The following is a 23,550-nucleotide window of genomic DNA, read 5'->3' as shown; positions in this document are numbered from 1 at the left end:
CCTGGGTGTTAAGCGTGCGCGGAAATGGGCAGTGGGGTGCCAGTTTCTTCGGCGAGTCTGCTCATGCTTTGCCAAGTATTGTCCGCAAGCGTGATTCCGGTCTCACGCAGTTTCTCGGTGTTGCGGTCCTCAAGCTCGCCCGGGAAGAAGATTTCTTCTACGCCATGGACTTTCGGCACGTCCTTGATCTCATCGATCAGGGTCTCCATGCGACGTTCAAATTCTGCGACCGGCATCATCGATTTGATGTCGATCGTGATCAGCAAATGGCCACAGCCGCTTGGCTTCGTGGCGTCGTATGGACCAACGACGTTTGACCCGAAGTGGCTACCGGTAAGAACGCCAGCAAGCACGTCCATCATGAACGAAATGACGTACCCTTTATGCCCGGCCATCGGCAATATGAGGCCGTGAATCGCCTTGCTGGCATCGGTCGTCGGTACACCCTGCTCGTCGGCAGCCCAGTTGTCGGGGATTGGCACTCCACGCTCCGCGGCGAGGTAGATTTTGCCTCGAGCGACCGCGGTATTGGCGATATCCATCACCGCGACACCACGGCGGCCTCCCGGTGCAGCGATCGACCACGGATTGGTGCCGACACTTTTTTCGCGGCCCCCCCACGGCGCCATCGCAGGACTGGCATTGGTTGCGAGGAATGCAACACACCCCGCCTTGGCGGATTCTCGCGTGAAATACGCGGCCGTGCCGAAATGGTTTGAATTGCGTATGCCGACCGCACTAATACCGTATTGGCTCGCACGCTCGATACCGAGTTGTATGGCGGACGCCGTCAGCACCTGACCGATGCCGTGACGCCCATCGAGAATCGAGACAGCACCGCCATCAAGCACTTTCTCAGGTGCGGTCACGGCGGTCATTACGCCGGCGCGAAGGCGCTCAACGTACCAGGGAAGGCGCAACATCCCGTGAGAAGAGTGACCCCAAAGCTCCGCCGTGACGAGACTGTCGGCCAGCAGGTGCGCGTCTTGTCGAGGAACGCCCAAGGTTTCCAGAATTGCCGTACCAAATTCGGTGAGCTCTTCTGCTTGAACGGTGAATGGCATTTGAATCTCCTGATGATGCCGACAATCTAGGTGGCAATGCTGGACCCGAGGGGGAAGTCGCTGTCGCGTGCCTGGGAGCGCCAATTGGCGCCCAGCAAGCCGCGACGCGTCGTATAGCTGTGCAGAAATGAACAGGTTCGAGAATTCACGACGCACGACGCAACGGGTGACTATCGAGCCTGGACTCGGTTATCTCGAGGCACTCGATCAGTGCTTACCATGCTCCGCAGAGACCGGATTCGTCTGGCCCGTGGCCGTCAGCGTGCGGGTCGCTTCCGGTGTGGCGTAAATCCAGAGAATCTTCATCGGATTCGTTTTCGAGAGGTTGCGGAAGCGGTGATTGACGTTGGGCGGAATGAACGTGACGTCGTGAGGTTTCAACTGGTACTCCAGACCATCGATGTCGAGAATTGCATCACCCTCCATGAGGACCACGCTTTCCTGGCAGTTGTGGCTATGGAAGGGGATCTCCACGCCCGGATCAAACGAGGTGTATCCCGTGATGAAGCTTGTCGTGCCCAGGTCGCGCGACACGAGGGGCGTTGTGCGGGCGCCGCCGCCGCGCTCATGCGTCAGCAGGGTTTCCGGCTTGAGAAGGGCCGCGCCCGAGGGGGTCTTCATGGTCATGCTGCCTCTCCGATCAAAAAATGGGGGCGCCGCGTATGCCGACGCCAAGGCTGATATGGGGAGACGGGCATCCAGTGCGCGGCCCACATGACGCCGCTTTCCGATAGGGGTCTAGCACGAAGCCCGTTGTGAGATTTGAGTATAGCGTTTTATGATCATAAAACGCAATCGGATATGCGACTGCTCAGTGTTTACACCGTCTCGAACGCTGTTCCTTACAGGTTTGAAGGACATGGTTGCATTTGCTATCGGATGCCTTCGCGTTCAATGTGGTGCGATCTGCTGCAGGACGGTGCGGCAGGTGCGATCATATGATTCGCCCATTTTTGTAGGCTGGCGCTAGAACTCACGCTCCTCCTGTCGCGGCGTCCGGCGAGTGCGGTGCGTCGGTAGAGCATGTATCGTCGAGTGCGCCACTCGCTGGCGTTTCCGCGCCAGCGAGGTGGATTAATCATCGAGCCGATCAGAACCTGGGGCGAATGCCGATGCGAGCGAGCAGTTGGTTGCTGTTGCCCGAGGCCGATTGGGTGTTGATCTCGGACACAACTGCATTGCCGGTCGAGCCGACTCCGGATGCGTGGTTGATATATGGCGACGGCATATACGTCGGTACGCTTCGAACGGAAGTAGCCCGGGCCGAGCGAATACTGGAAGTACTTTGCATCCTCCTGGGCTGAATCAATTGCTACCTTACTGGCCTAGAGAAGTGGGGAATCAGCGAGGTGCTTGCGCCCGATTGACGAAGTCGTTGGTGAACGTTCTGGAGAGATCGATGTGTCGCCCCTTGATGTTCGGATTGAACTCGCTCAATACCTTCAGGACGGTTTCGGGTCCGCCGGCAGGCATTTTTCCGTCCGGCGAATACATCGGCATCGATGCTTGAAGGGCCTTCACGTAAAGGCTCTTGCTGCCGCCGTAGTAGTCAGCGGGCATCTTGTTCGCAATCTCTTCCGCCGAGTGGGTCTGGATGAAGCGAAGCGTCCGGACAAACGCCCGCGCAAGCTTCTGTGCGTCATCCCGATGGCTATCGGCCCATGTACGTTGGACGTAGAGGCTCGATGCCGGGTACAAGCCACCAAGAGCCGCCTTCGTGCCGTCGACGCTGCTCAAATCGACAAGCACCTGTGCGTCCCCGGTCGCGCGCAGCAATGAAGTCGTGGGTTCCGTGCTCCATACAACCTCGACTCGACGTTGCTTTACCGCCGCAAGCAAGGCATTGCCCGCACCTACCGGCAGCGTTGAATAATCCGACATCTTCAAACCATACCTTGCCGCGAGGAAGTGCCCGATGAAGGCCGACGATGAACCGAGTCCGGTAACGCCGAGTGTCTTGCCCCTGAGGTCCCCCATGTTCCGAATCTGTGTCGCCATGTCGCTGCGAACCATTTCCATGCTGCCTGGTACGAGGCCGAAGAGCACAATGCTCTCGATCTCTTTCCCCTTGGCTTGGAGATCAATCGAGTGATCGTAGAAGCCGACGACCGCCTGCGCTGCGCCGGCGACGAGCTCGTTTTCTGCGTCTACGCCAGCTTGCTGCGATTGCAGGTCGACATCCAGGCCTTCATCGCGAAAGTAGCCCAGAGACTCAGTCAGTTTCGCAGGTAGATAGATAAGCTTATTGATACCGCCGACGATGATAGTGATCTTTTCTGCGGCGGTGGCATCCACTGCGCACAGTGAAAGCAAGATCGATGCAGCTCCTGCAATTTTCCGAACGGTTCCTTGCACGCTTGTCTCCTTGTTGGCTTGCTCGTTGAGCCAGCGCTTTTTTTGGACCTGTATCTGATCGAGTCCGAATCAAATGGACGACCATTTTCGTGGCCTTGAACGGTCTGGCGTCAAACTATGAACTTACATTAGGTACTACTATTAGTCCGGTTGAATCATTGGAATGTACCTTCGTACATCCCCAATCAATCTCACTCCTTCGCCGAAGTACACGCACACGCTGAAGCGCCCGTTGTCGTTTGCTGGCTTTGTCTATTTGATGGACAGCAGTAGCGTTACCGGAGGCGAAGGACCGAACTTAACGTGGCGCTTCGATGCATTTTATGGTCACAAAACGCAATAAGTAAACCGATCGATGCCCGGGGAATACCCTGAGCGGGGTCGACTTGAGTTCGTATCACTTCGCCACAGCCATGCCGCAGCGTGCAAGACGAGTATGCGAACGATCGATCCAAATGGAACTCAATAAGGTGTGGGCGCCACCGCCCGCCGATGTCTGCTGGCTGCTATAGCCGACAACGGCAACAAGAGGACGGCAATCCCAATCGTTAGCCTGCGTCGGCGCCCTCAAGCGCAGTGACGACTTCTCGAGCAGCCACCTGAAGTTCGGGTACGAAACGCCGGATTGCTTCGGTTGGTGTTATCGCCTTCGATAGATCGATCACATTCAGGCTGCCGAGCACGTGCCCGCGCGCAGAGATGGCCACCGCGACGGCGCCGATCTTTTTTGGGCACCCCAGTCGCTCGCATTGAGGCCAAATCCGTCCGAGCGAGTCTGGCGGACCAGATTCGCGACATACGCATCATCGAATGCGAGGCGGCGCTGCTCCTCGTCGCCGGCATTGGTGCGCAACAGTGCGAGGATGTCAGCACGCTCGGCATCGGAACAGGCAGCAAAGTACGCGCGGCCTGCCGCGGTCAACAGCATCGGGAGCCGGCGTCCGACCATCGACCGGTGAAATGACAGCGGACTGAATCGGTGCGTGGTTTCGCGAATGATCGTCGCGTCGCCATCGGGTGTCGTCAGGTCAGACGGCCAGACGACACGTTGTGTCAGTTGCGCCATCACTGGCGGGGCTACCGTTGAAATCCATTCGTCATCCGTAAAACCTTCGCTCAGCGAGCGTACGCCGAGCGCTAGCCTGAAGCTGTCGTCGGACGGGCTACGGCGCACGCATCCTTCTTCGACCAAGGTTTCCAAGAGCCGCCGCACCGTAGTTCTGTGCAACCCAGTGGCATCGCTGATTTGCTGGCTACTCGCGCGGCCGTTCTCCATCGCGTTTAGCGCGCGCAGCACCTGCAGACTGCGCGCGAGACCGCGCACGCTGGTGAATTTCGACACGACAAAGTCCTTTTAAATCAATGGCGTGCATCAGGTGATGCATTCCACTCAAATTGTTGGGGCGCGATATCGCGCTCCTTAGACTTTGTTCGAAAGCGGATGCATGGGCGGCAGAGATGGCCCGGTGGATGGCGTCGGCGAAGACATGACGCAACAGGGAATCACATTGACGGACGAGAGCACGAGCAGGTTCGTTCGATTGAAAATCGGCGAGCATGAGTTGACGTTGCATTACAACGACGCGGGGCGCGGTAGCGAGACGGTCGTCATGCTGCACGGATCTGGGCCCTGCGCTAGTGGTTGGGCGAATTTCCATCGCAACGTCGATGCATTCGTCGACGCTGGCTATCGCGTCGTGCTGCTCGATTGTCCGGGTTGGAGCAAGAGTGACTCGATTGTCAGCACGGGGTCGCGCTCCGAGTTGAACGCGCACGCCTTGAAGGCGCTGCTCGATGCTCTGGACATCGAACGCGTGCATATCGTGGGCAACTCGATGGGCGGTCATAGCGCGGTCGCATTCGCACTGCTGTTCCCACATCAGGTCGGCAAGCTTGTACTGATGGGCGGCGGAACAGGAGGACCCAGTCAGTTCGTGCCGATGCCGACCGAAGGTATCAGCTGCTGCAAAAGGTGTACCGCGAGCCGACGCTGGACAACCTGAAGCAGATGCTGAACATCTTCGTGTACGACACGACGAGCCTGACCGACGAGCTGATGCAGGCGCGTCTCGCGAACATTCTTGCGCGTCGCGACCATCTGGAGAACTTCGTGAAGAGTCTCGCTGCGAATCCGAAGCAGTTCACCGACTACGGTCCGCGCCTCGGTGAGATATCGGCGCCGGCCCTGGTAATTGGGGGACGCGATGATCGCTTGGTGCCACTCGATGTCGGCCTGAGGCTCGTGTGTGGAATGCCGAACGCTGAGTTTCACATCTTCAGCCGCTGCGGGCACTGGGCGAAGTGGGAGCACGCAGAAAAATTCAACCGGATGGTCATCGAGTTTCTTGCCCCGTAATTGTCATTATCAGGCATGCCTTTTTTGTGTAAGTTTGCTCCTGCCGCGTCGTGCGTGGCTCACGATGCGGCAGGCGAAACAAAGGGGCAGTGCTGTGCTGTACCTTTTTGCATCTATGGTTGGCGCCGCAGGCGAGATCTCGTCGCTGCAGGCGCGCAGGGCCGTGCAAACCTACAGACGAACCCAAAAGCGATCGGCTGATGCGAAGCGAACGCGAGCGGTGATATCAGCGACGGATCTGGTGACTTTCCATTGGCCGGGTTGCGATGTCTGCGACCATCCAGCCCTCTTCCTGTGCGCACTTACTGGTATCAGCCCGCGTGATATGAATTATAAAAATACAGCATTGGATTTATCTCTTGGCCGATGTCATGATTTCACCACCAAACCGAATCAGGAATGTCAGCGTGAAAATGAACGCCATTACCTGGCCTGAAGACTACGCGCCAGGCCATACCGAGAACTTTGCCTCCAACGAGACCATAGTTGCTGGCCTAAGTGCTGCTGACGTTTGGCCTTTGCTCAGCACGCCTTCTCTGTGGCCCACCTATTATGCGAATTCGGCTAACGTGCGCATCTATGACAGCAAGGGCCCGGAACTAGCCGACGGTGACCGCTTCTACTTCGAAACGTTTGGCTTCCCTGTTGAAGCCCAATGCAACGAATATGTACCGCCAGCCGTTGGGCAGCCCGGCCGGATAGCATGGCATGGTTGGGCCGGCGACGTGGGCTCCGACGGCCGCCTAGACGTGCACCACGCGTGGCTGGTGGAAGACCTTAACGGCGGGCGCGTGCGTATCCTTACTCAGGAGACGCAGAGGGGCAAGCCGGCACTGCAGTTGCGCGACACGAGGCCGAACCCGATGATCAATGGTCATCAGGACTGGCTCGACGGCATCGTTGCAGCGGCGCACAAGGCGAAAGGAAGCAAGCCGTAAGCTGTCCACGCGCGGCAACGTGCAAGGACGCTGCCGCGCGCTGAACCAGCGTGCTAGAGCCCTAGCGTGAGGGTGCTGCTCCGCGCGCGAGAAACACAGATCATTACCGATGACTGGGTGCGGCGTTCCTCTTCTGACAACACGTAGTCTCGGTGATCTGCCTCGCCCCCGCATAGCGGTGTTTCACACGTTCGGCAAAGGCCCTCACGGCAAGCGAACGGCACGCTCATGCCTTGTCGCTCGAGCGTCTCGAGAATGCTTGTTCCAGGCTCCACGTGAAGTCGCTGCCCTGTCGATTGCAGCACGATATCGAAGGCTGCCTCGTCTGAGGCGCGCTCGCTAGTCGAACGGTCCGTGGTTGCGAACCATTCGAAATGAACGGATTCCGGACAGCGATCTGCGCACGCCTGCTCTACGGCATGCATCAGACCACTCGGTCCGCAGCAATAGACATGTTCTCCCGCACCGCCATCGGCCAGCTCACGCACCAAGTCGGAAAGCGAGCCACCGGACTCGTCGTCAAAGTGAAACCGAACCGAATCACCAAATTCTTTCAAGGTCTCGTAGAACGCAGTGCGTGTCCGGCCACGCGTGCAATACAGCAGCGACCAGCTCTTCTGATACGACTGGCACCATCGGATCATGGAAAGAATCGGTGTGATCCCGATTCCTCCTGCGATGAAGCGGTAATGTCTCGCATCCCCGACAAGCGGAAAATTGTTGCGCGGCGAACTCGCTCGCAAGTTGGACCCGACGCGCACGTGCTCATGCATCGCTAGCGATCCGCCTCGACTGTTCGCCGCACGTCCAACCGCAACAACATACCTATGCCTTTCGCTTGGATCATTGCACAACGAATAATGACGAATTAGGGTGCCCGGGGTGCCCTCGTATTGAGGCAATGTGATTTCCAGGTGAGCCCCCGGAGAGAACTGAGGCAGATCCTTGCCGTTCGGATCTCGGAGCTCGAACGATGCGACATCGAGTGCCTCCGCACGATAGCCGGTTACGACGAGCATCATCGATTCATCTTTCTTCATGATCAAAACTCCTCGCGGATCAATTTATCGATGACCCAGCGGAAATGCGAGAGTGCGGCGTCGACTCCAAGCGGTACCATTTTGAACGACGGATCCAGTTCGATATTCCGCTGTTGGGAGGTGATCATCTGGCGATCCTCCTCGAACGCATGGACGATGCCTGCGTGGATTTCCTTCGTGACTTCCGGCCGATCTATCAAGAAATTGTGCGGGTGTGCGAAGAAATAATGTGTTGACGTGTCCGTCTCTGGCGTCAAAGCTTGGCAACCGCGAAACGCGAGCGCGTTTTCCCGGTTGTCATCATTTCCTCCAGTTCCGACTGGCATCATTCCGGAATCCATAAGAAGAACGCCCGGCGCAAGAAAATCGTAGTACATCCAGCGATCCACCAAAGCGCCTTCCGGATAGTTCGAATACTTGGCGGAATAGGCCGGCGGATGTGTACCTTTCACCCATTTCGTCAGACGAACACCGCGCTCACCGCGCTCGACCTTCGGCAATACGGAGGCATAGTCGGGCGATCCGCCCACTGTCGTCGGATGCAGAAACGGCAAATGGGAAAAATCGAGCAGGTTATCGGCGATGAGCAGATAGTTGACGTCGTAGTGGAGATAGCCGTCCTGCGAACGCCAGTCCGGATGATCGAGCCAGCGAGTATCAGGAATCAGTGACTCGTCCGCCCGCTCTGGGTCGCCCATCCAGATCCAGATCCAACGGTGCGCTTCGACAATCGGGAAGCTTCTGACCTTGGCTCGCGGAGGCAATCTATCTTGTGCTGGCGCGCTGATGCATTGACCGGTCCGGTCAAATACCAGGCCGTGATACATGCACCTGACACAATCTCCTTGGTTCTCCTTGCGCCCCATAGACAGCTTCGCGCCGCGATGGCAACAGCGATCTTCCAGCGCGACGACCTTACCAGCGGCGTCGCGCCAGAACACGAGCGGCACATTGATGATCGTTCTACTAAGGAACCCATCGCCAGGCACATCGTTGTCCCATCCCGCAACATACCAGCAATTCCGCACGAACACGTTTCGTCTCCTTTGTTGAGCTTGACAACATTGGACAGCATGCTCGAACATTCAACAAGATCATTTTGTGAATGAACTATATGAACAATGTTCATTTTCCCTCGATGGACATGAACCTGCTGCGCGTGTTCCATTCCGTCTACATCGAGAAGAACGTCAGTAACGCCGCCGAGCAGCTCGGACTTACGCAGTCCGCGGTCAGCCATGGCCTGCGCAAGCTTCGACAACTCTTCGATGACGAACTGTTCGTGCGTTCTGGAACCGGAATGGTGGCCACAATCCGTGCACAGCAATTGTTTGAGCCCGTGCATCGGATCATGGAGACGCTCACTGAACAGGTCCTCTCCAGATCGACGTTTGATGCTGGAGTCGCTCAACGCGAGTTTTCGCTGGCGATGGGGGACATGGCGGAGGTCGTGTTTCTTCCGCCGCTGATACGCCATTTCCGGGCACATGCGCCAAACTGCACGTTACGTGTCCAGAGAATGAGCAATGAAGCAATGCTGGACGCGTTAGAGCGCGGAGAAGCTGAACTTGCACTGGGCAATCTTCCGGAGGCTCATGGTCACTTCTACAGCCAGACCATGTTTCAGCATGGCTACGTCGTGCTGGCGTCGACAGAGCACCCACGTATCAGGTCGCGCTTGACATGGAAGGACTATGCGCGCGAGCAGCACATTGTCGTCAAGTCCGGGTTGGACTTTAATCTGGAGGAAAAGGCGCTGGCGCCACGCGGCATCAAGCGGAACGTCTTTCTGACTGTCAGCGGATTTCTCTCCGTTCCCTGGCTAATCCAGGGCACCGAGTATCTTGCAACAGTTCCCACGCGCCTGAGCGAAGACATCACTGAGGCCGCCAAAGTCAGGCAGATTGAGATGCCCGAGCCAATCAAACCTTATGGACTTCAGTCCGTCTGGCATCCAAGATGGCACAAGGATCCCGGCCATCGCTGGCTGAGGGAGACGTTGTTCGATCTGATGGGTGACTATCCCGAGACGCGATAACAGCGCCTCCGTGCTCGAAAGTAACCGACAGCGAGCCTTCGATACTGGCGGGAACTACGACGTTCGACTCGTTTACTCCAAGGTGCTCCGTTCGCGAACTGCGGCAACAATCACGAAGCAGTGTCCAGGTGCGTGCTCGCCGCACTTGCATCTGCACGCGCGTTGCCTGTCGGCCCGCGCAAGCGATTAGCTAATTTGTGCTTTCGAGCCTTTTCCTCGCTCTGAGGACCCCAGGAGGCCAGCGCCTGTTCAAAACAAGCCGGTGGCTCGTGAGGCATGAAGGACGCTCATGATGTCTATGAGCGGTGCCGCGTTGGCAAACGAATTTTGTGTAGGTCAAATGCACTCGTTGGCAGCGGCGTTGTCTCTTTGGCCAGCACGCGCCAGAGGAGCGCCTCATGAAAATTTCGGAACATAGCGTACCCGCGAGCTTTGCAGGGTGTCGCGATATGCATCTAGCAAAGCTGAGAACATTGAATTGGACGCCAACTAACGATTTTGCACGCTGGTGCGAGAACGATCCATCTAGGATTGTGAAGTTGGCATCTAATGAAAATCCTTTGGGGATGTCACAGAAGGCTCGACTCAATGCCATGACCGCGGCACTGCATCCCAATTCAATTGGATTCGACTTAAAAGGAGCGATCGGTCGAAAATTCGATGTCCCGCGATCGTGGATTACCCTCGGGGCCGGCTCGGCCGAGATAATCGAACTTATAGCGAGTGCATTCTTGGCGGTGGGTCGATCGGCTGTGTGTGCGCAGTACGCGTTCTTTGCCTACGCGCACGCAACGCTCAGAGCCGGTGCGCATGGGATAGTGGTCGATGCACGGGATTTCTCACATGACCTCGATGCAATGTGTCGAGCCATTCGTATCGACACATCGGTCATTTTCGTTGCGAATCCGAATAATCCAACCGGAACGTATCTTCCTCCAGATCGACTCGAAAGGTTCATTGCTCGCGTGCGAAGCGACGTCGTTATTGTTCTCGATGAAGCCTACAACGAGTATCTCGCCCCAGAGATGCAGTATGACAGCAGCGCTTGGGTTAGACGATATCCTAATCTCGTTGTGACTCGTACTTTTTCAAAGGCTTACGGGTTGGCAGGGTTCCGGATTGGGTACTCCATCAGTTCCCCAGAGTTGGCTAATTGCTTGCACAGCAATAGAACGAATCTCAGTGTGAGCAACGTGGCCCAGGCCGCCGCGATTGGAGCACTTGAAGATCAAGCCTTCCAGGAGGAAACGTACCGAATCAACATGAATGGTCTCGAGCAATTCGCAAGAGGTTTTCGGAAGTTGGCTATCCCATGTCTAGAGTCGTGCGGAAATTTCGTTCTCGCCAGATTTGGTTCCTACACCGCCCGGATAAACGCATACCTTCTGCGGCATGGAATTATGGTGGCTGCTGTCCATGATTATGGACTAGGCGATTGGTTGCGCATCTCAGTGGGCATGCCTGATGAAAGCGAGTTGTTTCTTTTTACGCTCAAGCGCGCGGTCACGGAAGCTTGATGACGATCACGGACCCAAGCCTGGACTGCGATGGCGGCCGATGAGAAATCGCACGACGTAGTACAAAACCGATCTCATCTCGCGAACGGAACGTTGATGCCACTCGTTGTCAATGCTCGTGATATTTGCATCTCCATCAACTTGTTTTCAATTCTAATTCTGCATTGAAAATATAGGCGGATTTATAATCAAATTTAATAATTTGTGTTTATAAATACGTTGGATGTTTTTGAATTTGCGGAAATTGATGGTGCTTGCGCGTGGGGGGGCGATTTTGGCTTAATGGGATGCAAGAAGGCTGGACTTTTAAAATTAGAAGCGAACGTTTTGTATAGGAGATGAGATGAGAAGTATTTGCAAGGCGATAGCAAAGATGGTCGCATTCGCGACGTGCGCTCTGCCAATGGGGAGCTTGACCTATGCGGACGAGGTGGTCCGAATTGGTCATGTCGCGCCATTAACCGGAGGCATTGCGCATCTCGGTAAGGACAACGAGAACGGCGCGACCCTGGCAGTTGAGGAAATCAACGCAAAGGGAATAACGATCGGTGGGAAGAAGATCAAGCTAGTCCTTGACTCGCAGGACGACGCAGCAGATCCCAAGACTGCAACTCAGATCGCACAAAAACTGGTTGACGAAAACGTCGTTGCGGTTGTTGGCCACTTGAATTCGGGAACAACGATTCCTGCCTCGAAGCTCTACAGCGATGCTGGAATCGTCCAAATTTCACCGTCGGCGACGAACCCTCAGTACACCAGACAGGGCTTTAAAACGCCATACCGATTGGTTGCAACGGACGAGCAACAGGGACCGGCACTGGCCGAGTTTGCGGCAAAGAAGCTGAAGATTAAGTCAGTTGCTGTAGTCGACGATTCCACCGCGTACGGACAAGGCTTGGCGATGGAGTTCGAAAAACGTGCGGCTGTCCTCGGGATGAGGATCGTGTCTCATGACGCAGTCAACGATCGGGCGGTTGATTTCCGTGCGGTTGCGACGAAGATCAAAGGCGAGAATCCGGACGCCATCATGTACGGTGGCATGGATGCAACGGGGGGGCCATTCGCCAAGCAGGCGCGCCAACTTGGTGTGAGCGCGAAGTTTCTCGCTGGGGATGGTGTTTGTTCGCCGACGTTGTCGAATCTCGCTGGTGAAGCTGCGGACAGTGTCGTTTGCTCAGAGGCCGGGGCACCATTGGAAGCGATGCCTGAGGGGGCGGTATTTACTGCAAAGTACACGAAGCGGTTCGGCCATCCACCACTGGTCTATTCGCCGGAGACGTATGACGCGATCTACATAATCGTCGATGCGATGAAGCGAGCGAACTCTACGGATCCGAAAAAAATTCTGGCAGTGATGCCCAAAACGGATTATCGCGGCGTCACTGGCGAGACCCAATTCGATACGAAGGGAGACCTGAAACACGGCGTCATTTCGCTCTATCGATATGTATCGGGAAAGAAGACGTTGCTCGACTCGGTAAGCATGTAGAGGGGAAGCGCATCAGTCGGTCAAATTCAGTTTTAATGTATTTAGATATCTATAACGTATTTTGAATAAATGAATCGTGCATTTGAGAGACGTTAAATCAAAATCGGTGATTAAGAGGAGAACCAGAATGAAAAATTGCGCAATCGTTGGAGTCCTTTCCGGCGCGATGCTGGCTGGCATCGCACCGTACGCTAGCGCGCAGAGCTCGGTTGCCCTTTATGGGATCGTGGATACGAGTCTGCGCTACTTGACGAATGCCGACTCAAACAACGCCGGTCAACTAGCTATGGGTGTAGGTCCTATTACGGGAAGCCGGTGGGGGATCAAGGGGAGCGAGGACCTCGGGTCGGGTCTGCGAACAATCTTCCGGCTCGAGAATGGGTTCAATCTTTGGAACGGTCAGTTGGGGAGTTCCAATACTCTTTTCAACCGGTTGGCCTATGTCGGTCTTTCGAGCAACCAGTATGGCACGGTGACGCTCGGTCGCCAAAATACGCCGCTTTTCGATCAGCTTGGCAATGTGTATGACCCGCTCACGGTGGGCAATTTTGACCAGGATGGTTGGCTCCCTGGTGCCCTCGGCTACGGTTTGCGTTCGAACAACTCGATCAAATATAACGGACAATTTGGCAATCTGAACGTCGAGGCAATGTACGGCGTCGGTGGCGTGCCGGGGAGCCTCGGTGCCAGCAGTATGTATGGACTGACGGCGTCGTATGTCGTTAATGGCCTCTCGCTCGACGTGGGCTACCAGCAGAACAGCGATAGCACCAACAACAAGTTCCGTGTGGTCAATGTGAGCGCAGTCTATTCGTTCAATTCGGTCAAGGCGTACGCAGGCTGGTTACACGCGCAGGACAATACGGGGATTGTAGACCTTTACATGGGTTCGGCAGGCTCTCCGGCTTCTACTTGGACACCGAAGACGCAGACGAATCGAATTGATGATGGATTCTATGTTGGGGCGACGTGGCAGGTAACGTCTCCGTTGCTCCTCACTGCAGCCGGTTACTACGATCACTCGCGCAATGCGCTCACTCGTGACGGCGCAACGCCCGGACGCGGAACTCGATACTCTGCTGCTCTGCTTGCGGAATACTCGCTTTCGAAGCGGACTGAGGTGTACGGCACGGTTGACTACACGCGCGGGACGGGAGCGGCGACGGCGGACTTCCCGGGTCGTAACAACCAGACCGGCGTTGCGGTGGGACTTCGCAACGTCTTTTGACCGCCGGAATATCTTAGTAGTCTTGACTCGCGGTGAACGTTGTTCTTAGTCGGAGAAGGGCGCAGCTTGGCCGCTGCGCCCCTTCGGATTTCCGGCATTTTTGAGCCAAGGAGTTGAGCGCAGTTCCAACGATCGCCGCTACGCGCGATTGCAGCACTCTGTTGATGTGAGATCAAGATCGCTCATCAAATCGGGCAGGACCCATGCGCAGGCCGGCTCGTGATCAACTGATACGCAGATGCTGGTCCGACTAAGTACTTCAAGTGTTCCTGTTGGTGGCTCGTTTCCGCGGCGACTTTGTCGTGTCGTCATGACACGTCTCGAACATCAGCTCGCGCAGCCACTTTTGTGCGGGGTCGCGGTGGCTACGTTCATGCCAAACAGCGAGTTTGGTAAATCCCGGAATCTCCAACGGCGGCTCTAGCAGCGTCAGCCCAGCTTCGCTAGCGACGAGGCGCTCGGGCGCGACGGCGACTAGATTGCTGGCGCGCAGAATGTTCGGCAGAACCAGGAAATTTTTTACCGATAGGCTGACGCGGCGCTGCCTGCCGCACTTGGCAAGCGCCTCATCTGTGACGCCGCTGAAACTCCCGCCGTAGTAGGACACAATCGCGTGGTCGAGCGCACAGAAGCGGTTAAGTGTCAGCCTGGATCGAGTCGCCGGGTGGTCGGTACGCATCACGCAGACGTATCGTTCATCGAAAAGCCGGCGCGCGTGGAGATCGGGTGGCGTCATTTCCGGTGTGATCAGCGCAAGGTCTACGTCGCCACGTTCGAGTCGCGTCTGTAGGTCGCCACCTTCAACCTGCACTAGCGCAACGCGGATACGTCGAGAACGCTCTTTTAGTGCTGAAAGGAACGGGACCGCGATCGCACTTTGCGCATAATCAGTTGCCGCGATGGTCAGCGTAAATTCCGCGGTCTGCGGGTCGAAGTCCGGATGGCTCAGCAAAGCTCCGACCTCGTTCATGACTTGCTTAAGAGCCTTTGAAAGTCCCAATGCCCTTTGCGTGGGCGTGATGCCGCGCTGGGCCCGGACGAACAGTGGATCTCCAAAGGTGACCCGCAAGCGCGTCAGCATCCCGCTCATCGCCGGCTGCGTGACACCCATTCTGGCAGCAGCACGCGTCACGTTGCGCTCGTCCAACAAGGCGTCCAGCGCCTTGAGCAAATTGAGATCGAGATTCCTGATATCACGCATACTTATCGGGAAAAAGTGGAATACTAACGTGGTTTTCCGGTACGCGTGTCGATCTTTGTCCGCGTGCAAGTTTGAGCCGTGACAGGGGGGCGCACCGGTGACGTGATTGGGCCGGCCATGACTCGTGGTAGCGCATTTATCCGGCTCTGGCGCCCGAACGAACCACGTGACAATCGTCGGCGCCGTCGATATTTCCGACTCTATGTTGAGGGCGACCTCTGGGGGCATTGCGTGTGACGTGTTTCGGTAGTGCCATTGCATGCTAGAAAGCCGAAGGCACGGACGCGGCATATTTTTTACTTTACATAATTAACTCTCTCGTCGGAGCGGCCTTTGGTTGCTGCCTGGGTCATCTGCGGCCGCGCGCTGCCGCGTGCCAGAACGTAACAGAGCCGGTTAGGGCGACTTTGGGGGGGGCTGTAGCGAATTTGCTCTGAGTCCCTTTGCCGGCGTGACATCGCGGCCGATATTGGATTGCCGCCGGGGCAAGTATGGGTAGGATCGTGGGGAGGAAGCCATCTGCGATCGAGGGAGTCTTACCTGGTGGGCCTGTGCAAGCGGTGGTTGGAATCTGCTGCCTGCTCTACGGCATGCATTAGACCACTCGGTCCGCAGCAATAGACATGTTCCCCCGCACCGCACCGCCATCGGCCAGCGCATGCACCAAGTCGGGAAGCAAGCCACCGTGCAGCATGCGCTACGCGGGGCCATTCGATTTATTCTGCGATCACCTCGGCAACGATGGATAGAACGAACGCAGGCGATTACGAGTTGTTCAATTGTTCGTTAATGCGCGCGATCCCAACTTTGTCGGGGCACACGGTCAAGATCGTTGGACGATAAACTTACTCTTGTGAATTATTCGGATTCACCCGTGATCCAGTACTGGATTCGCGGACGACAAGTTGTGGAATCGAAAAATATTGCACCGGCGGCCTTCCGTTCGTGGCTCCTTCATTCAGGCGGGCTAGAAGCGTTTCGCTAGCTATCGTTCCCAACGTGTTGGCGCCGGCCGACAGTGTTGTGAGCGGCGGATTAGTGTGCTCGGCCGCGATGACGTTGTCACATCCGACGACTGCAAGCGCTTTCCCCGCTCGCTTGCCCATTCTATCGAGTTCATGCAGTACTCCGATCGCGACCTGGTCGTTATAGCAAACGACAGCCGTCGGGCGCGGATGCATTGCAAAGATGGCTTGTACTGCTTTACGGCCGCCTTCGGGCGTGAGTTCCACATCGATAATCCATTCGTCCGGAGCCGGGAGGATGTGCTTTGCCATGCTGTCAAGATAGCCTTGACGACGTTGGTTAGCCACGGAGTAACCGCTTCGGTTACCGGCAAACGCGATGCGCGTGTGCCCATTCGCAATCAGGTGTTCAGTCGCAAGGGCAAATCCATAATTGTTGTCGACACCCACGGTATCAACGTCATTGCCCATCGGACGCATGACCAAGACGAGCGGGATTCCCCACGACTTGATTTCGTCGGTCAACGAAGCAGAGGTGCCGAGCGCGGGGGACATGATTAGACCGGCAATGTTCTGTTCGCGCATTGATCGCAACACGCGCGATTGGGTGGCAACACTCTCCGCCGTATGAGCCATCAGCGTCGTGTATCCGGCTTCGGCGAGCACACGTTCGATCGCAACGAGCAACTCGACGAAAAAAGGGTTCGTGAGATCGTTGATGACCATACCCACCGTTGTGCTGCGTCCACCCCGCAAACTTGCTGCGCCGCGGTTGTAAACGTAGCCCAGCCGTTGAGCTGCCTCACGAACCTTTTCCGCGGTTTCAGCCTTGATCTTTGGGCTTTGCTGCAGGACGAGCGAGACCGTTGACTTCGATACGCCGGCAGTTGCAGCGATGTCTTGGATGGTCGGACCGGATTTCATGTTGCTTTGCACAATTGGAACGTTCCAAAAAGTATTTGACAGTGCGAATTCAGTCTACTACAGTTTGGTGGAACGTTCCAATATACATAAATTGGAACGTTCCAATGGAGAGAGACATGAACCCTAAGATTCGCTGGGCGTTGATCGGCGCGAGCACCATCGCTGAGGAGTGGATGGTCGACGCGATCTGGTCTCAACAGGATGGTGTCGTTGAAGCGGTGATGAGCGGCAGCGAGCAGCGTGCTCGCGAATTCGCGTCGAAGCATTCGATCCCTTCCGTCTACACGGACCTGGATGCTCTGCTGGCAAATCCCGGTATCGACGCGGTCTATATCAGCAGCACGAATGAGAAGCATCTTCCGCAAGCACTGGCCGCGGCGGCGGCAGGGAAGCACGTCCTTTGTGAGAAGCCGCTCGCGCTGTCCGAGTCCGACGCGAGCCGCATGATCGAAGCGTGTGCTCAGCACAAAGTCATTCTCGGAACCAATCACCACCTTCGCTGCGCAGCATCGCATCGACGCATGCGCGATCTCATTCGGTCCGGCGCGGTCGGCAAGCCGCTCTATGTCCGGGTGTTCCACGCCGTTTCGTTGCCGCCGCATTTGCGCGGCTGGCGCATCGATCGTCCCGACGCCGGCGGTGGCGTCGTACTCGATATCTCCGTTCACGACGCCGACACGCTTCGCTTCCTGCTCGACGCGGAACCGGTCGAAGTCGTGGCGATGACGTCGTCAGGCGATATGTCCAGTGCCGGTTTGGCCGATGGCGTCATGGGAATCATCCGATTCAGCAATGGCGTGCTGGCGCAGATCCACGACGCGTTCACGGTCCCGTTCGCACCGACCGGCCTCGAGGTGCACGGTACCGAGGGCTCGCTTTTCGCTCGCGATGTCATGACGCAGCATCCCGTCGGCGAGATTCAGCTTCGCTCCGCGAAGGGTCTCGAGGTGATCGATATCGACCACAAGAATCTCTACGCGACCGCGGTTGCGCAATTCCACGATGCCGTTCTCCGCAGTGGCGACGTAGCCGCTACCGGGATCGACGGATATCGCTCGCTCGTCACCGCGCTTGCGCTGGAGCAGGCGGCATCGACGGGAAAGCAGGTCGCCGTGTCGACCAAGTTCGTGGACTAAACATACTGCAAGGGGAAGGACTGTGCGTTCCAGCAAAGTGATATCGATGGCGGCGGCGGCCAGCCTCATCAGGGATGACGATGTCGTTACGGTCAGCTCTTCGAGCGGCCTCGGCTGCCCGGACGCTATGCTCGCGGCCATCGGCGCGCGCTTCGATGCGGAAGCGCATCCGCGCAATCTGACGCTGCTGCATCCGATTGCGGCCGGCGATATGTACGGGATCAAGGGCGTCGATCACATCGCGAAGCGCGGGCTGATCGGGGCGATCGTCGCCGGCTCGTTTCCGAGCGGTCCGTCGAGCCTACCGATGCCGGACATCTGGCGGATGGTTGTCGACAACCAAATTCGTGCATACAACCTGCCGAGCGGCGTGATGTTCGACATGCACCGCGACGCGGCTGCGAAGCGTCCGGGCGTGCTGACAAAGGTCGGCCTCGACACGTTCGTCGACCCCGACCGGCAGGGCGGTGCGATGAATTCGCTGTCGGAAGCCGAGCCGATCGTCGAGAAGGTGAACTTTGTCGGCGAGGAGTGGCTGTACTTCCCGAACATCGTGCCGCGCATCGCGATCGTGCGTGCGACCACGGCGGATGAGCAAGGCAACCTGTCCTACGAGCATGAAGGCGCTTTGCTCGGTGGGCGTGATCAGGCGCTCGCGGTGCGCAACAACGGCGGCATCGTGATTGCGCAGGTCAAGCGCGTCGTGAAGGCCGGTTCGCTGGGTACGCAGCGGGTTCATATCCCGTGCAATCTCGTCGATTACGTGGTCGTCGATCCGGACCAGAAGCAAACGACGCAGGTTCAGTACGACCCGGAGATAAGCGGCGAAATCCGCGTGCCGGAAAGCGCGTTTGAAGTCGCGGAGTGGAATGCGGAAAAGGTGATTGCCCGCCGCGCGGCAATGGAGCTTGCCAACGGCGACGCCGTGAACCTAGGCTTCGGCATTTCCGCCAACGTCCCGCGCATTCTGCTCGAGGAAGGGCTCAACGGCAGCACGACGTGGGTCATCGAGCAGGGTGCGGTCGGTGGAATGCCGCTACTCGGATTCGCGTTCGGCTGTTCCGCTAATGCGGACGCAATCATGCCATCGCCTTCGCAATTCATTTACTTCCAGGGTGGTGGCTTCGACATGTCGCTGCTGTCGTTCCTGCAGATCGATCGCTTCGGCAACGTGAACGTGTCCCGGTTGCTGAGCAAACCGTACCTGACGGCCGGATGCGGTGGCTTTATCGACATCACGACGCACGCGCAGCGCATCGTGTTCTCAGGGTTCTTCACGGCAGGCGCGAAGCTGCACGTCGGCGACGGTCGTCTGCAGATCCTGCAAGAGGGTAAGTCGCGCAAGTTCGTCGGCGATGTCGACCACGTGACGTTCAGTGGGCGCATGGCGTTCGAGCGCGGGCAGGAGGTGCTCTACGTCACCGAGCGCTGCGTGCTGAAACTGACGGACGAGGGGCTCGAAGTCATCGAAATCGCGCCCGGCGTCGATCTGAATCGCGACGTGCTGGAGCAGGCGGATTTCCCGCTGCGGGTCGCGTCCGATCTGAAGACCATGGACGCCGCGATCTTCACAGACGCCCCTATGGGAATGCTGCTCAAGGAGGCCCGCCGTGGCTGATATCGCCGAAATTCAGTTCGAGCGCCGCGGCGCTATCGCCGTCGTGACGCTTCAACGCCCCGACAAGCTCAATGCACTGACGCCCGCGATGCTCGAGCGTCTCGAAACGCTCGCGAGCGAACTCGAAGCGCTGAGCGACGTGCGCGCGGTGGTGCTGACCGGTGCCGGGTCGAAGGCATTCTGCGTCGGCGCCGACATCAACCAATGGTCGGCGCTCGAACCGCTCGACATGTGGCGTCAATGGGTGCCGAGAGGGCATCGGGTGTTCAACCGGCTTGCCGCGCTTCGCGCGCCGCTGATTGCGGCAGTCAACGGGCACGCGCTAGGTGGCGGTCTCGAGCTCGCGATTGCCGCAGATCTTCGCATCGCCGACGAGGCTGCGACCTTCGCGCTCCCGGAGGCCGGGATCGCGACATGCCCCGGATGGTCCGGATCGCAGCGTCTGGTGTCGATGATCAGCGCGAGCCGCGTGAAGCTGCTCGCACTGACCGGCCGGCGCATCGACGCACAACGCGCATTCGAGTTCGGTCTCGTCGATGAAGTCGCGACATCTGGTGAAGCACTGAACCTCGCGCTCGAGATGGCGGAGCAGATCACCCGCCTCGCACCGATATCAGTGCAACTGACCAAGCAACTCATCAATGCCGCAAACGGCGAAGGCTCGGCGGTCACGCTCGAGGCGATGGCCGGTGCACTGGCGGCATCTACTTCCGACGCTCGAGAGGGCATGTTGAGCTTCCGCGAAAAGCGAAGCGCGCAATTTGAGGGGAAATGACATGGCAACTGCAAATACCAACACCGCTTTGCCGCCGTTGCTGACGGCGACCGAAAAACCCCGAATCGATGTGTATCACGGACGTCTCTATGTCGACGGCAAGTGGCGCGAAGCGGCGGACGGTAGTCGCGTCGAACGCCGGAGCCCGGCGCACGGCACGCTCGTCAGTTCGTACGCGGTTGCCGCAACTGAAGACGTTCAGGCTGCGATCGACGCCGCGCATCATGCGTTCCACCAAGGGCCGTGGCCGAAAATGAAAGGCGTGGACCGCGCCGCGATGCTGCTTGGGATCGCGGACGGCATCAACGAGCAACTCGAGCGCTTCGCACTCGTCGAGTCGCTGGAAAACGGCAAGCCGCTCGCGCAGGCGCGCGGTGAAATTGCCGCCAGCGTCGAGCTATGGCGCTACGCGGCGAGCCTCGCACGCACGACGAGCGGCGATGCGTACAACACGCTCGGCGACGACATGCTTGGCCTCGTGCTGCGCCAGCCGATCGGTGTCGTCGGCATTATCACGCCATGGAATTTCCCGTTCCTGATTCTGTGTCAGAAGCTGCCGTTCGCGATGGCGGCCGGTTGTACGAGTGTGATCAAGCCGAGCGAACTGACGTCCGGCACGACGGTGATGCTCGGCGAAATTCTCGATGCCGTTGGCGTCCCGGCCGGTGTCGCGAACATTTTGACCGGCCGCGGATCGCGCGTCGGACAGCCACTCGCGGAAAGCCCACTGGTCGACATGCTGTCGTTCACCGGCTCGACGCAGGTCGGCTCCATGCTGGCCGGTGTGGCATCGAGCAAGCTGAAGAAGGTCTCGCTCGAGCTGGGCGGCAAGAATCCGCAGCTCGTGTTCCCCGACTGTGATTGGGAAGCGGCCGTCGACGCGGTCGTGTACGGCGTCTATTTCAATGCCGGCGAATGCTGCAACAGCGGTAGTCGCGTGCTCGTGCATGAGTCGATCGCGGAAAGGTTCGTCGATGCTGTGATCGAACGCGTGCGCGACGTCGCGGTCGGCGATCCGCTGCATCCGGATGTGAAGGTCGGCTCGATCGTCAGCGAGCAGCAGATGAACGACATCCTCGGTCATATCGAGAATGGCGTCGCGGCGGGTGCGACCGTGCGTATCGGCGGTGGCCGCTACGAGGGCGCCGCAGGCCTCTATCTGCAGCCGACTGTACTGGCCGACGTCACGCCCGAGATGACCGTCGCACGTGAGGAAATCTTCGGGCCGGTGCTGAGCGTGCTGACGTTCCGCGACGTCGACCACGCGATCGAGATTGCAAACGACACGGCTTATGGGCTTTCCGCGTCCGTCTGGAGCCGCGATATCAATACGTGCCTGAGGGTCGCACGCGGCGTGGACGCCGGCACGATCTGGGTCAACACGTTCCTCGACGGCTATCCGGAACTTCCGTTCGGTGGGTTCAAGGCGAGCGGCGTCGGTCGTGAACTCGGCAAGCAAGCGGTCGAGGAATACACGGAGACGAAGACCGTTCAACTGCATATCGGGGATCGTCGCGGCGCATGGCTGCCGGCGAGGAAATAAGTGCATCGGACACGATAGCAATCCGAATAACTCGGCGGAATCCACCGCCGGGACAACCTGAGAAGACCCGGAGTGAGACATGATGAAGCAAGCCATCCTGGCGATTGCGGCGACGATCGCGCTCGGCGGCAGCACCGCCGCCTTGGCCGATAACGGCAAGACGGTCGAAGTGATGCACTGGTGGACGTCCGGCGGCGAAGCGAAGGCGCTCGGCGTGCTGAAGGACGCGCTGAAGCAGCGCGGCTATGCGTGGAAGGACGCGCCGATCGCGGGCGGCGGCGGCGAGGCTGCGAGAACCGTGCTGAAGGCGCGCGTCGCGTCGGGCAATCCGCCGGAAGCGATGCAGATGCTCGGCTTCACGATCCAGGATTACGCGTCTCAGGATTTCCTGACTAATCTTGACCCGATCGCGGCGAAAGAGGGCTGGGACAAGGTCGTGCCCGCTCCGATCCAGCGGTTCTCGAAGGCGAGCGGCCACTGGGTCGCGGTGCCGGTCGACATTCATCGCACCAACTGGATCTGGGCGAACAGAAAGATCTTCGATCAGTTGCACCTGACGCCGCCGCAGACGTTCGATCAGTTGGTCGCGGACGCGGCCGCGATCCGCAAGGCGGGCTACATCCCGCTCGCGCATGGTGGCCAACCGTGGCAAGAAGCGACGATTTTCGACAGCGCGGTGATGTCCGCCGGTGGCCCGAAGTTCTATACACAGGCGCTCGTGAATCTCGATCCGGTGGCGCTGGGCTCGAAGACAATGGAAAAGGCGTTCGACCAAATGCGCGCGCTGCGCGGCATGGTGGACCCGAACTTCCCGGGGCGTGACTGGAACCTGGCGACATCGATGGTCATCAGCGGCAAGGCAGCGATGCAGATCATGGGCGACTGGGCGAAGGGCGAGTTTGTCAATGCGGGCAAGAAGGCGAACGTCGATTACCTGTGCTTCCAGTATCCGGGCACGCAGGGCGATTTCATCTTCAACACGGATCAGTTCGGCACGTTCAAGAAGAGCGATGCGGATCTCCCGGGCGAATACGCGTTTGCGTCGAGTGTGATGGACAAGACGAGCCAAGCCAAATTCAATCAGATCAAGGGATCGATTCCCGCTCGGCTCGACGTGCCTGCAGACGGCTTCGACGAATGCGGCAAGAAGTCGATGGCGGATCTGCGGGGCGCGCTCAAGAGCGGCACGATGGTCGGCAGCTTCGCGCATGGTCATGCGATGCCGGACGGTCCGAAGAACGCTGTCTATGACGTCGTCACGCACTTCTTCAATTCGAATCAGTCGTCCGCCGACGCCGTCAAGCAGCTCGTGCAGGCGGTCAACGGCGCGAAGTAAGCATCGAACTCTCATGCGGTGCCCGGT

Annotated in this window: 17 protein-coding genes and 2 pseudogenes; 11 read left to right on the top strand and 8 right to left on the bottom strand. The window is 58.1% G+C overall.

All coding sequences use genetic code 11. The features are described 5' to 3' along the window. Positions 1 to 8: 8 nt before the first annotated feature. From DIE23_RS26120 to DIE23_RS26105, 4 genes and pseudogenes are all read right to left on the bottom strand, one after another. On the bottom strand, positions 9 to 1,064 hold the full coding sequence (locus tag DIE23_RS26120; protein ID WP_124614760.1) for an Ldh family oxidoreductase: 1,056 nt from the start codon (positions 1,062 to 1,064) through the stop codon (positions 9 to 11). Between the two features lie 207 nt (positions 1,065 to 1,271). Then, positions 1,272 to 1,691: a cupin domain-containing protein gene (locus DIE23_RS26115; RefSeq protein ID WP_124501121.1), complete on the bottom strand. Its 420-nt coding sequence runs from the start codon at positions 1,689 to 1,691 to the stop codon at positions 1,272 to 1,274. A gap of 714 nt (positions 1,692 to 2,405) precedes the next feature. After that, a complete protein-coding gene (locus tag DIE23_RS26110) occupies positions 2,406 to 3,419 on the bottom strand; it encodes an ABC transporter substrate-binding protein (RefSeq protein WP_124614759.1) in 1,014 nt (337 codons plus the stop codon). A 548-nt stretch (positions 3,420 to 3,967) separates the two neighbouring features. Next, positions 3,968 to 4,761, bottom strand: a pseudogene (locus DIE23_RS26105) (DNA-binding transcriptional regulator). A 145-nt stretch (positions 4,762 to 4,906) separates the two neighbouring features. On the opposite strand from DIE23_RS26105, the pseudogene DIE23_RS26100 reads away from it, so the two are divergent. Continuing rightward, positions 4,907 to 5,775 (top strand): annotated as a pseudogene (locus DIE23_RS26100) (alpha/beta fold hydrolase). Positions 5,776 to 6,188: 413 nt separating this feature from the next. Next, positions 6,189 to 6,713: an SRPBCC domain-containing protein gene (locus DIE23_RS26095; protein WP_124614795.1), complete on the top strand. Its 525-nt coding sequence runs from the start codon at positions 6,189 to 6,191 to the stop codon at positions 6,711 to 6,713. 53 nt (positions 6,714 to 6,766) lie between these two features. Here DIE23_RS26095 and DIE23_RS26090 read toward each other — a convergent pair whose 3' ends face one another. Continuing rightward, the gene (locus tag DIE23_RS26090) at positions 6,767 to 7,753 is read right to left on the bottom strand and encodes a PDR/VanB family oxidoreductase (RefSeq protein WP_124614758.1); all 987 of its coding nucleotides are present in this window, start codon (positions 7,751 to 7,753) and stop codon (positions 6,767 to 6,769) included. Positions 7,754 to 7,755: 2 nt separating this feature from the next. Then, complete coding sequence (locus DIE23_RS26085) at positions 7,756 to 8,787, bottom strand: aromatic ring-hydroxylating dioxygenase subunit alpha (RefSeq protein ID WP_124614757.1); 1,032 nt, start codon at positions 8,785 to 8,787, stop codon at positions 7,756 to 7,758. A gap of 71 nt (positions 8,788 to 8,858) precedes the next feature. On the opposite strand from DIE23_RS26085, the gene DIE23_RS26080 reads away from it, so the two are divergent. The 4 genes from DIE23_RS26080 to DIE23_RS26065 all read left to right on the top strand — a co-directional run bounded on the left by DIE23_RS26080 (position 8,859) and on the right by DIE23_RS26065 (position 14,025). Continuing rightward, on the top strand, positions 8,859 to 9,791 hold the full coding sequence (locus DIE23_RS26080; protein ID WP_124614756.1) for a LysR family transcriptional regulator: 933 nt from the start codon (positions 8,859 to 8,861) through the stop codon (positions 9,789 to 9,791). 449 nt (positions 9,792 to 10,240) lie between these two features. Beyond that, complete coding sequence (locus tag DIE23_RS26075; protein ID WP_409364254.1) at positions 10,241 to 11,308, top strand: pyridoxal phosphate-dependent aminotransferase; 1,068 nt, start codon at positions 10,241 to 10,243, stop codon at positions 11,306 to 11,308. A gap of 373 nt (positions 11,309 to 11,681) precedes the next feature. Beyond that, positions 11,682 to 12,797: a branched-chain amino acid ABC transporter substrate-binding protein gene (locus tag DIE23_RS26070; protein ID WP_260436166.1), complete on the top strand. Its 1,116-nt coding sequence runs from the start codon at positions 11,682 to 11,684 to the stop codon at positions 12,795 to 12,797. A gap of 109 nt (positions 12,798 to 12,906) precedes the next feature. After that, positions 12,907 to 14,025, top strand: coding sequence for a porin (locus DIE23_RS26065; protein WP_185646536.1), 1,119 nt, complete (start codon positions 12,907 to 12,909; stop codon positions 14,023 to 14,025). A 259-nt stretch (positions 14,026 to 14,284) separates the two neighbouring features. On the opposite strand, the gene DIE23_RS26060 is transcribed toward DIE23_RS26065, so the two are convergent. Then, positions 14,285 to 15,226, bottom strand: coding sequence for a LysR family transcriptional regulator (locus DIE23_RS26060; protein WP_124614752.1), 942 nt, complete (start codon positions 15,224 to 15,226; stop codon positions 14,285 to 14,287). A gap of 845 nt (positions 15,227 to 16,071) precedes the next feature. Then, positions 16,072 to 17,115 (bottom strand): LacI family DNA-binding transcriptional regulator, encoded by a 1,044-nt coding sequence (locus tag DIE23_RS26055; protein ID WP_124614751.1) that lies wholly within the window; start codon positions 17,113 to 17,115, stop codon positions 16,072 to 16,074. A gap of 116 nt (positions 17,116 to 17,231) precedes the next feature. Here DIE23_RS26055 and DIE23_RS26050 point away from each other — a divergent pair, with 116 nt between their 5' ends. From DIE23_RS26050 to DIE23_RS26030, 5 genes are all read left to right on the top strand, one after another. Next, positions 17,232 to 18,251 carry a Gfo/Idh/MocA family protein gene (locus DIE23_RS26050; protein WP_124614750.1) on the top strand — a complete coding sequence of 340 codons (1,020 nt, stop codon included), beginning with the start codon at positions 17,232 to 17,234 and terminating at the stop codon, positions 18,249 to 18,251. 46 nt (positions 18,252 to 18,297) lie between these two features. Further along, positions 18,298 to 19,869 carry an acyl CoA:acetate/3-ketoacid CoA transferase gene (locus DIE23_RS26045; RefSeq protein ID WP_185646535.1) on the top strand — a complete coding sequence of 524 codons (1,572 nt, stop codon included), beginning with the start codon at positions 18,298 to 18,300 and terminating at the stop codon, positions 19,867 to 19,869. Then, positions 19,862 to 20,644 carry an enoyl-CoA hydratase/isomerase family protein gene (locus DIE23_RS26040; RefSeq protein ID WP_124614749.1) on the top strand — a complete coding sequence of 261 codons (783 nt, stop codon included), beginning with the start codon at positions 19,862 to 19,864 and terminating at the stop codon, positions 20,642 to 20,644. The genes DIE23_RS26045 and DIE23_RS26040 overlap by 8 nt, the downstream gene beginning before the upstream one ends. Position 20,645: 1 nt before the next feature. After that, entirely contained in the window at positions 20,646 to 22,187 is a 1,542-nt protein-coding gene (locus tag DIE23_RS26035) for an aldehyde dehydrogenase family protein (RefSeq protein ID WP_124614748.1), read from the top strand. Between the two features lie 79 nt (positions 22,188 to 22,266). After that, the gene (locus DIE23_RS26030; RefSeq protein ID WP_124614747.1) at positions 22,267 to 23,523 is read left to right on the top strand and encodes an ABC transporter substrate-binding protein; all 1,257 of its coding nucleotides are present in this window, start codon (positions 22,267 to 22,269) and stop codon (positions 23,521 to 23,523) included. The last annotated feature ends 27 nt before the right edge of the window (positions 23,524 to 23,550 follow it).

Origin of the sequence: Burkholderia sp. Bp9143, from assembly GCF_003853645.1 — a bacterium.
Lineage (GTDB): Bacteria > Pseudomonadota > Gammaproteobacteria > Burkholderiales > Burkholderiaceae > Burkholderia.
This window is presented reverse-complemented; position numbering and strand designations above follow the sequence as displayed.

Bases quoted from the DNA above. Each gene is read 5' to 3' on its own strand.
- DIE23_RS26120 (WP_124614760.1), bottom strand. From the start codon at position 1,064: ATGCCATTCACCGTTCAAGCAGAAGAGCTCACCGAATTTGGTACGGCA.
- DIE23_RS26115 (WP_124501121.1), bottom strand. From the start codon at position 1,691: ATGACCATGAAGACCCCCTCGGGCGCGGCCCTTCTCAAGCCGGAAACC.
- DIE23_RS26095 (WP_124614795.1), top strand. From the start codon at position 6,189: ATGAACGCCATTACCTGGCCTGAAGACTACGCGCCAGGCCATACCGAG.
- DIE23_RS26090 (WP_124614758.1), bottom strand. From the start codon at position 7,753: ATGAAGAAAGATGAATCGATGATGCTCGTCGTAACCGGCTATCGTGCG.
- DIE23_RS26080 (WP_124614756.1), top strand. From the start codon at position 8,859: ATGAACTATATGAACAATGTTCATTTTCCCTCGATGGACATGAACCTG.
- DIE23_RS26075 (WP_409364254.1), top strand. From the start codon at position 10,241: ATGCATCTAGCAAAGCTGAGAACATTGAATTGGACGCCAACTAACGAT.
- DIE23_RS26070 (WP_260436166.1), top strand. From the start codon at position 11,682: ATGGTCGCATTCGCGACGTGCGCTCTGCCAATGGGGAGCTTGACCTAT.
- DIE23_RS26060 (WP_124614752.1), bottom strand. From the start codon at position 15,226: ATGCGTGATATCAGGAATCTCGATCTCAATTTGCTCAAGGCGCTGGAC.
- DIE23_RS26055 (WP_124614751.1), bottom strand. From the start codon at position 17,115: ATGAAATCCGGTCCGACCATCCAAGACATCGCTGCAACTGCCGGCGTA.
- DIE23_RS26050 (WP_124614750.1), top strand. From the start codon at position 17,232: ATGAACCCTAAGATTCGCTGGGCGTTGATCGGCGCGAGCACCATCGCT.
- DIE23_RS26045 (WP_185646535.1), top strand. From the start codon at position 18,298: ATGGCGGCGGCGGCCAGCCTCATCAGGGATGACGATGTCGTTACGGTC.
- DIE23_RS26035 (WP_124614748.1), top strand. From the start codon at position 20,646: ATGGCAACTGCAAATACCAACACCGCTTTGCCGCCGTTGCTGACGGCG.
- DIE23_RS26030 (WP_124614747.1), top strand. From the start codon at position 22,267: ATGATGAAGCAAGCCATCCTGGCGATTGCGGCGACGATCGCGCTCGGC.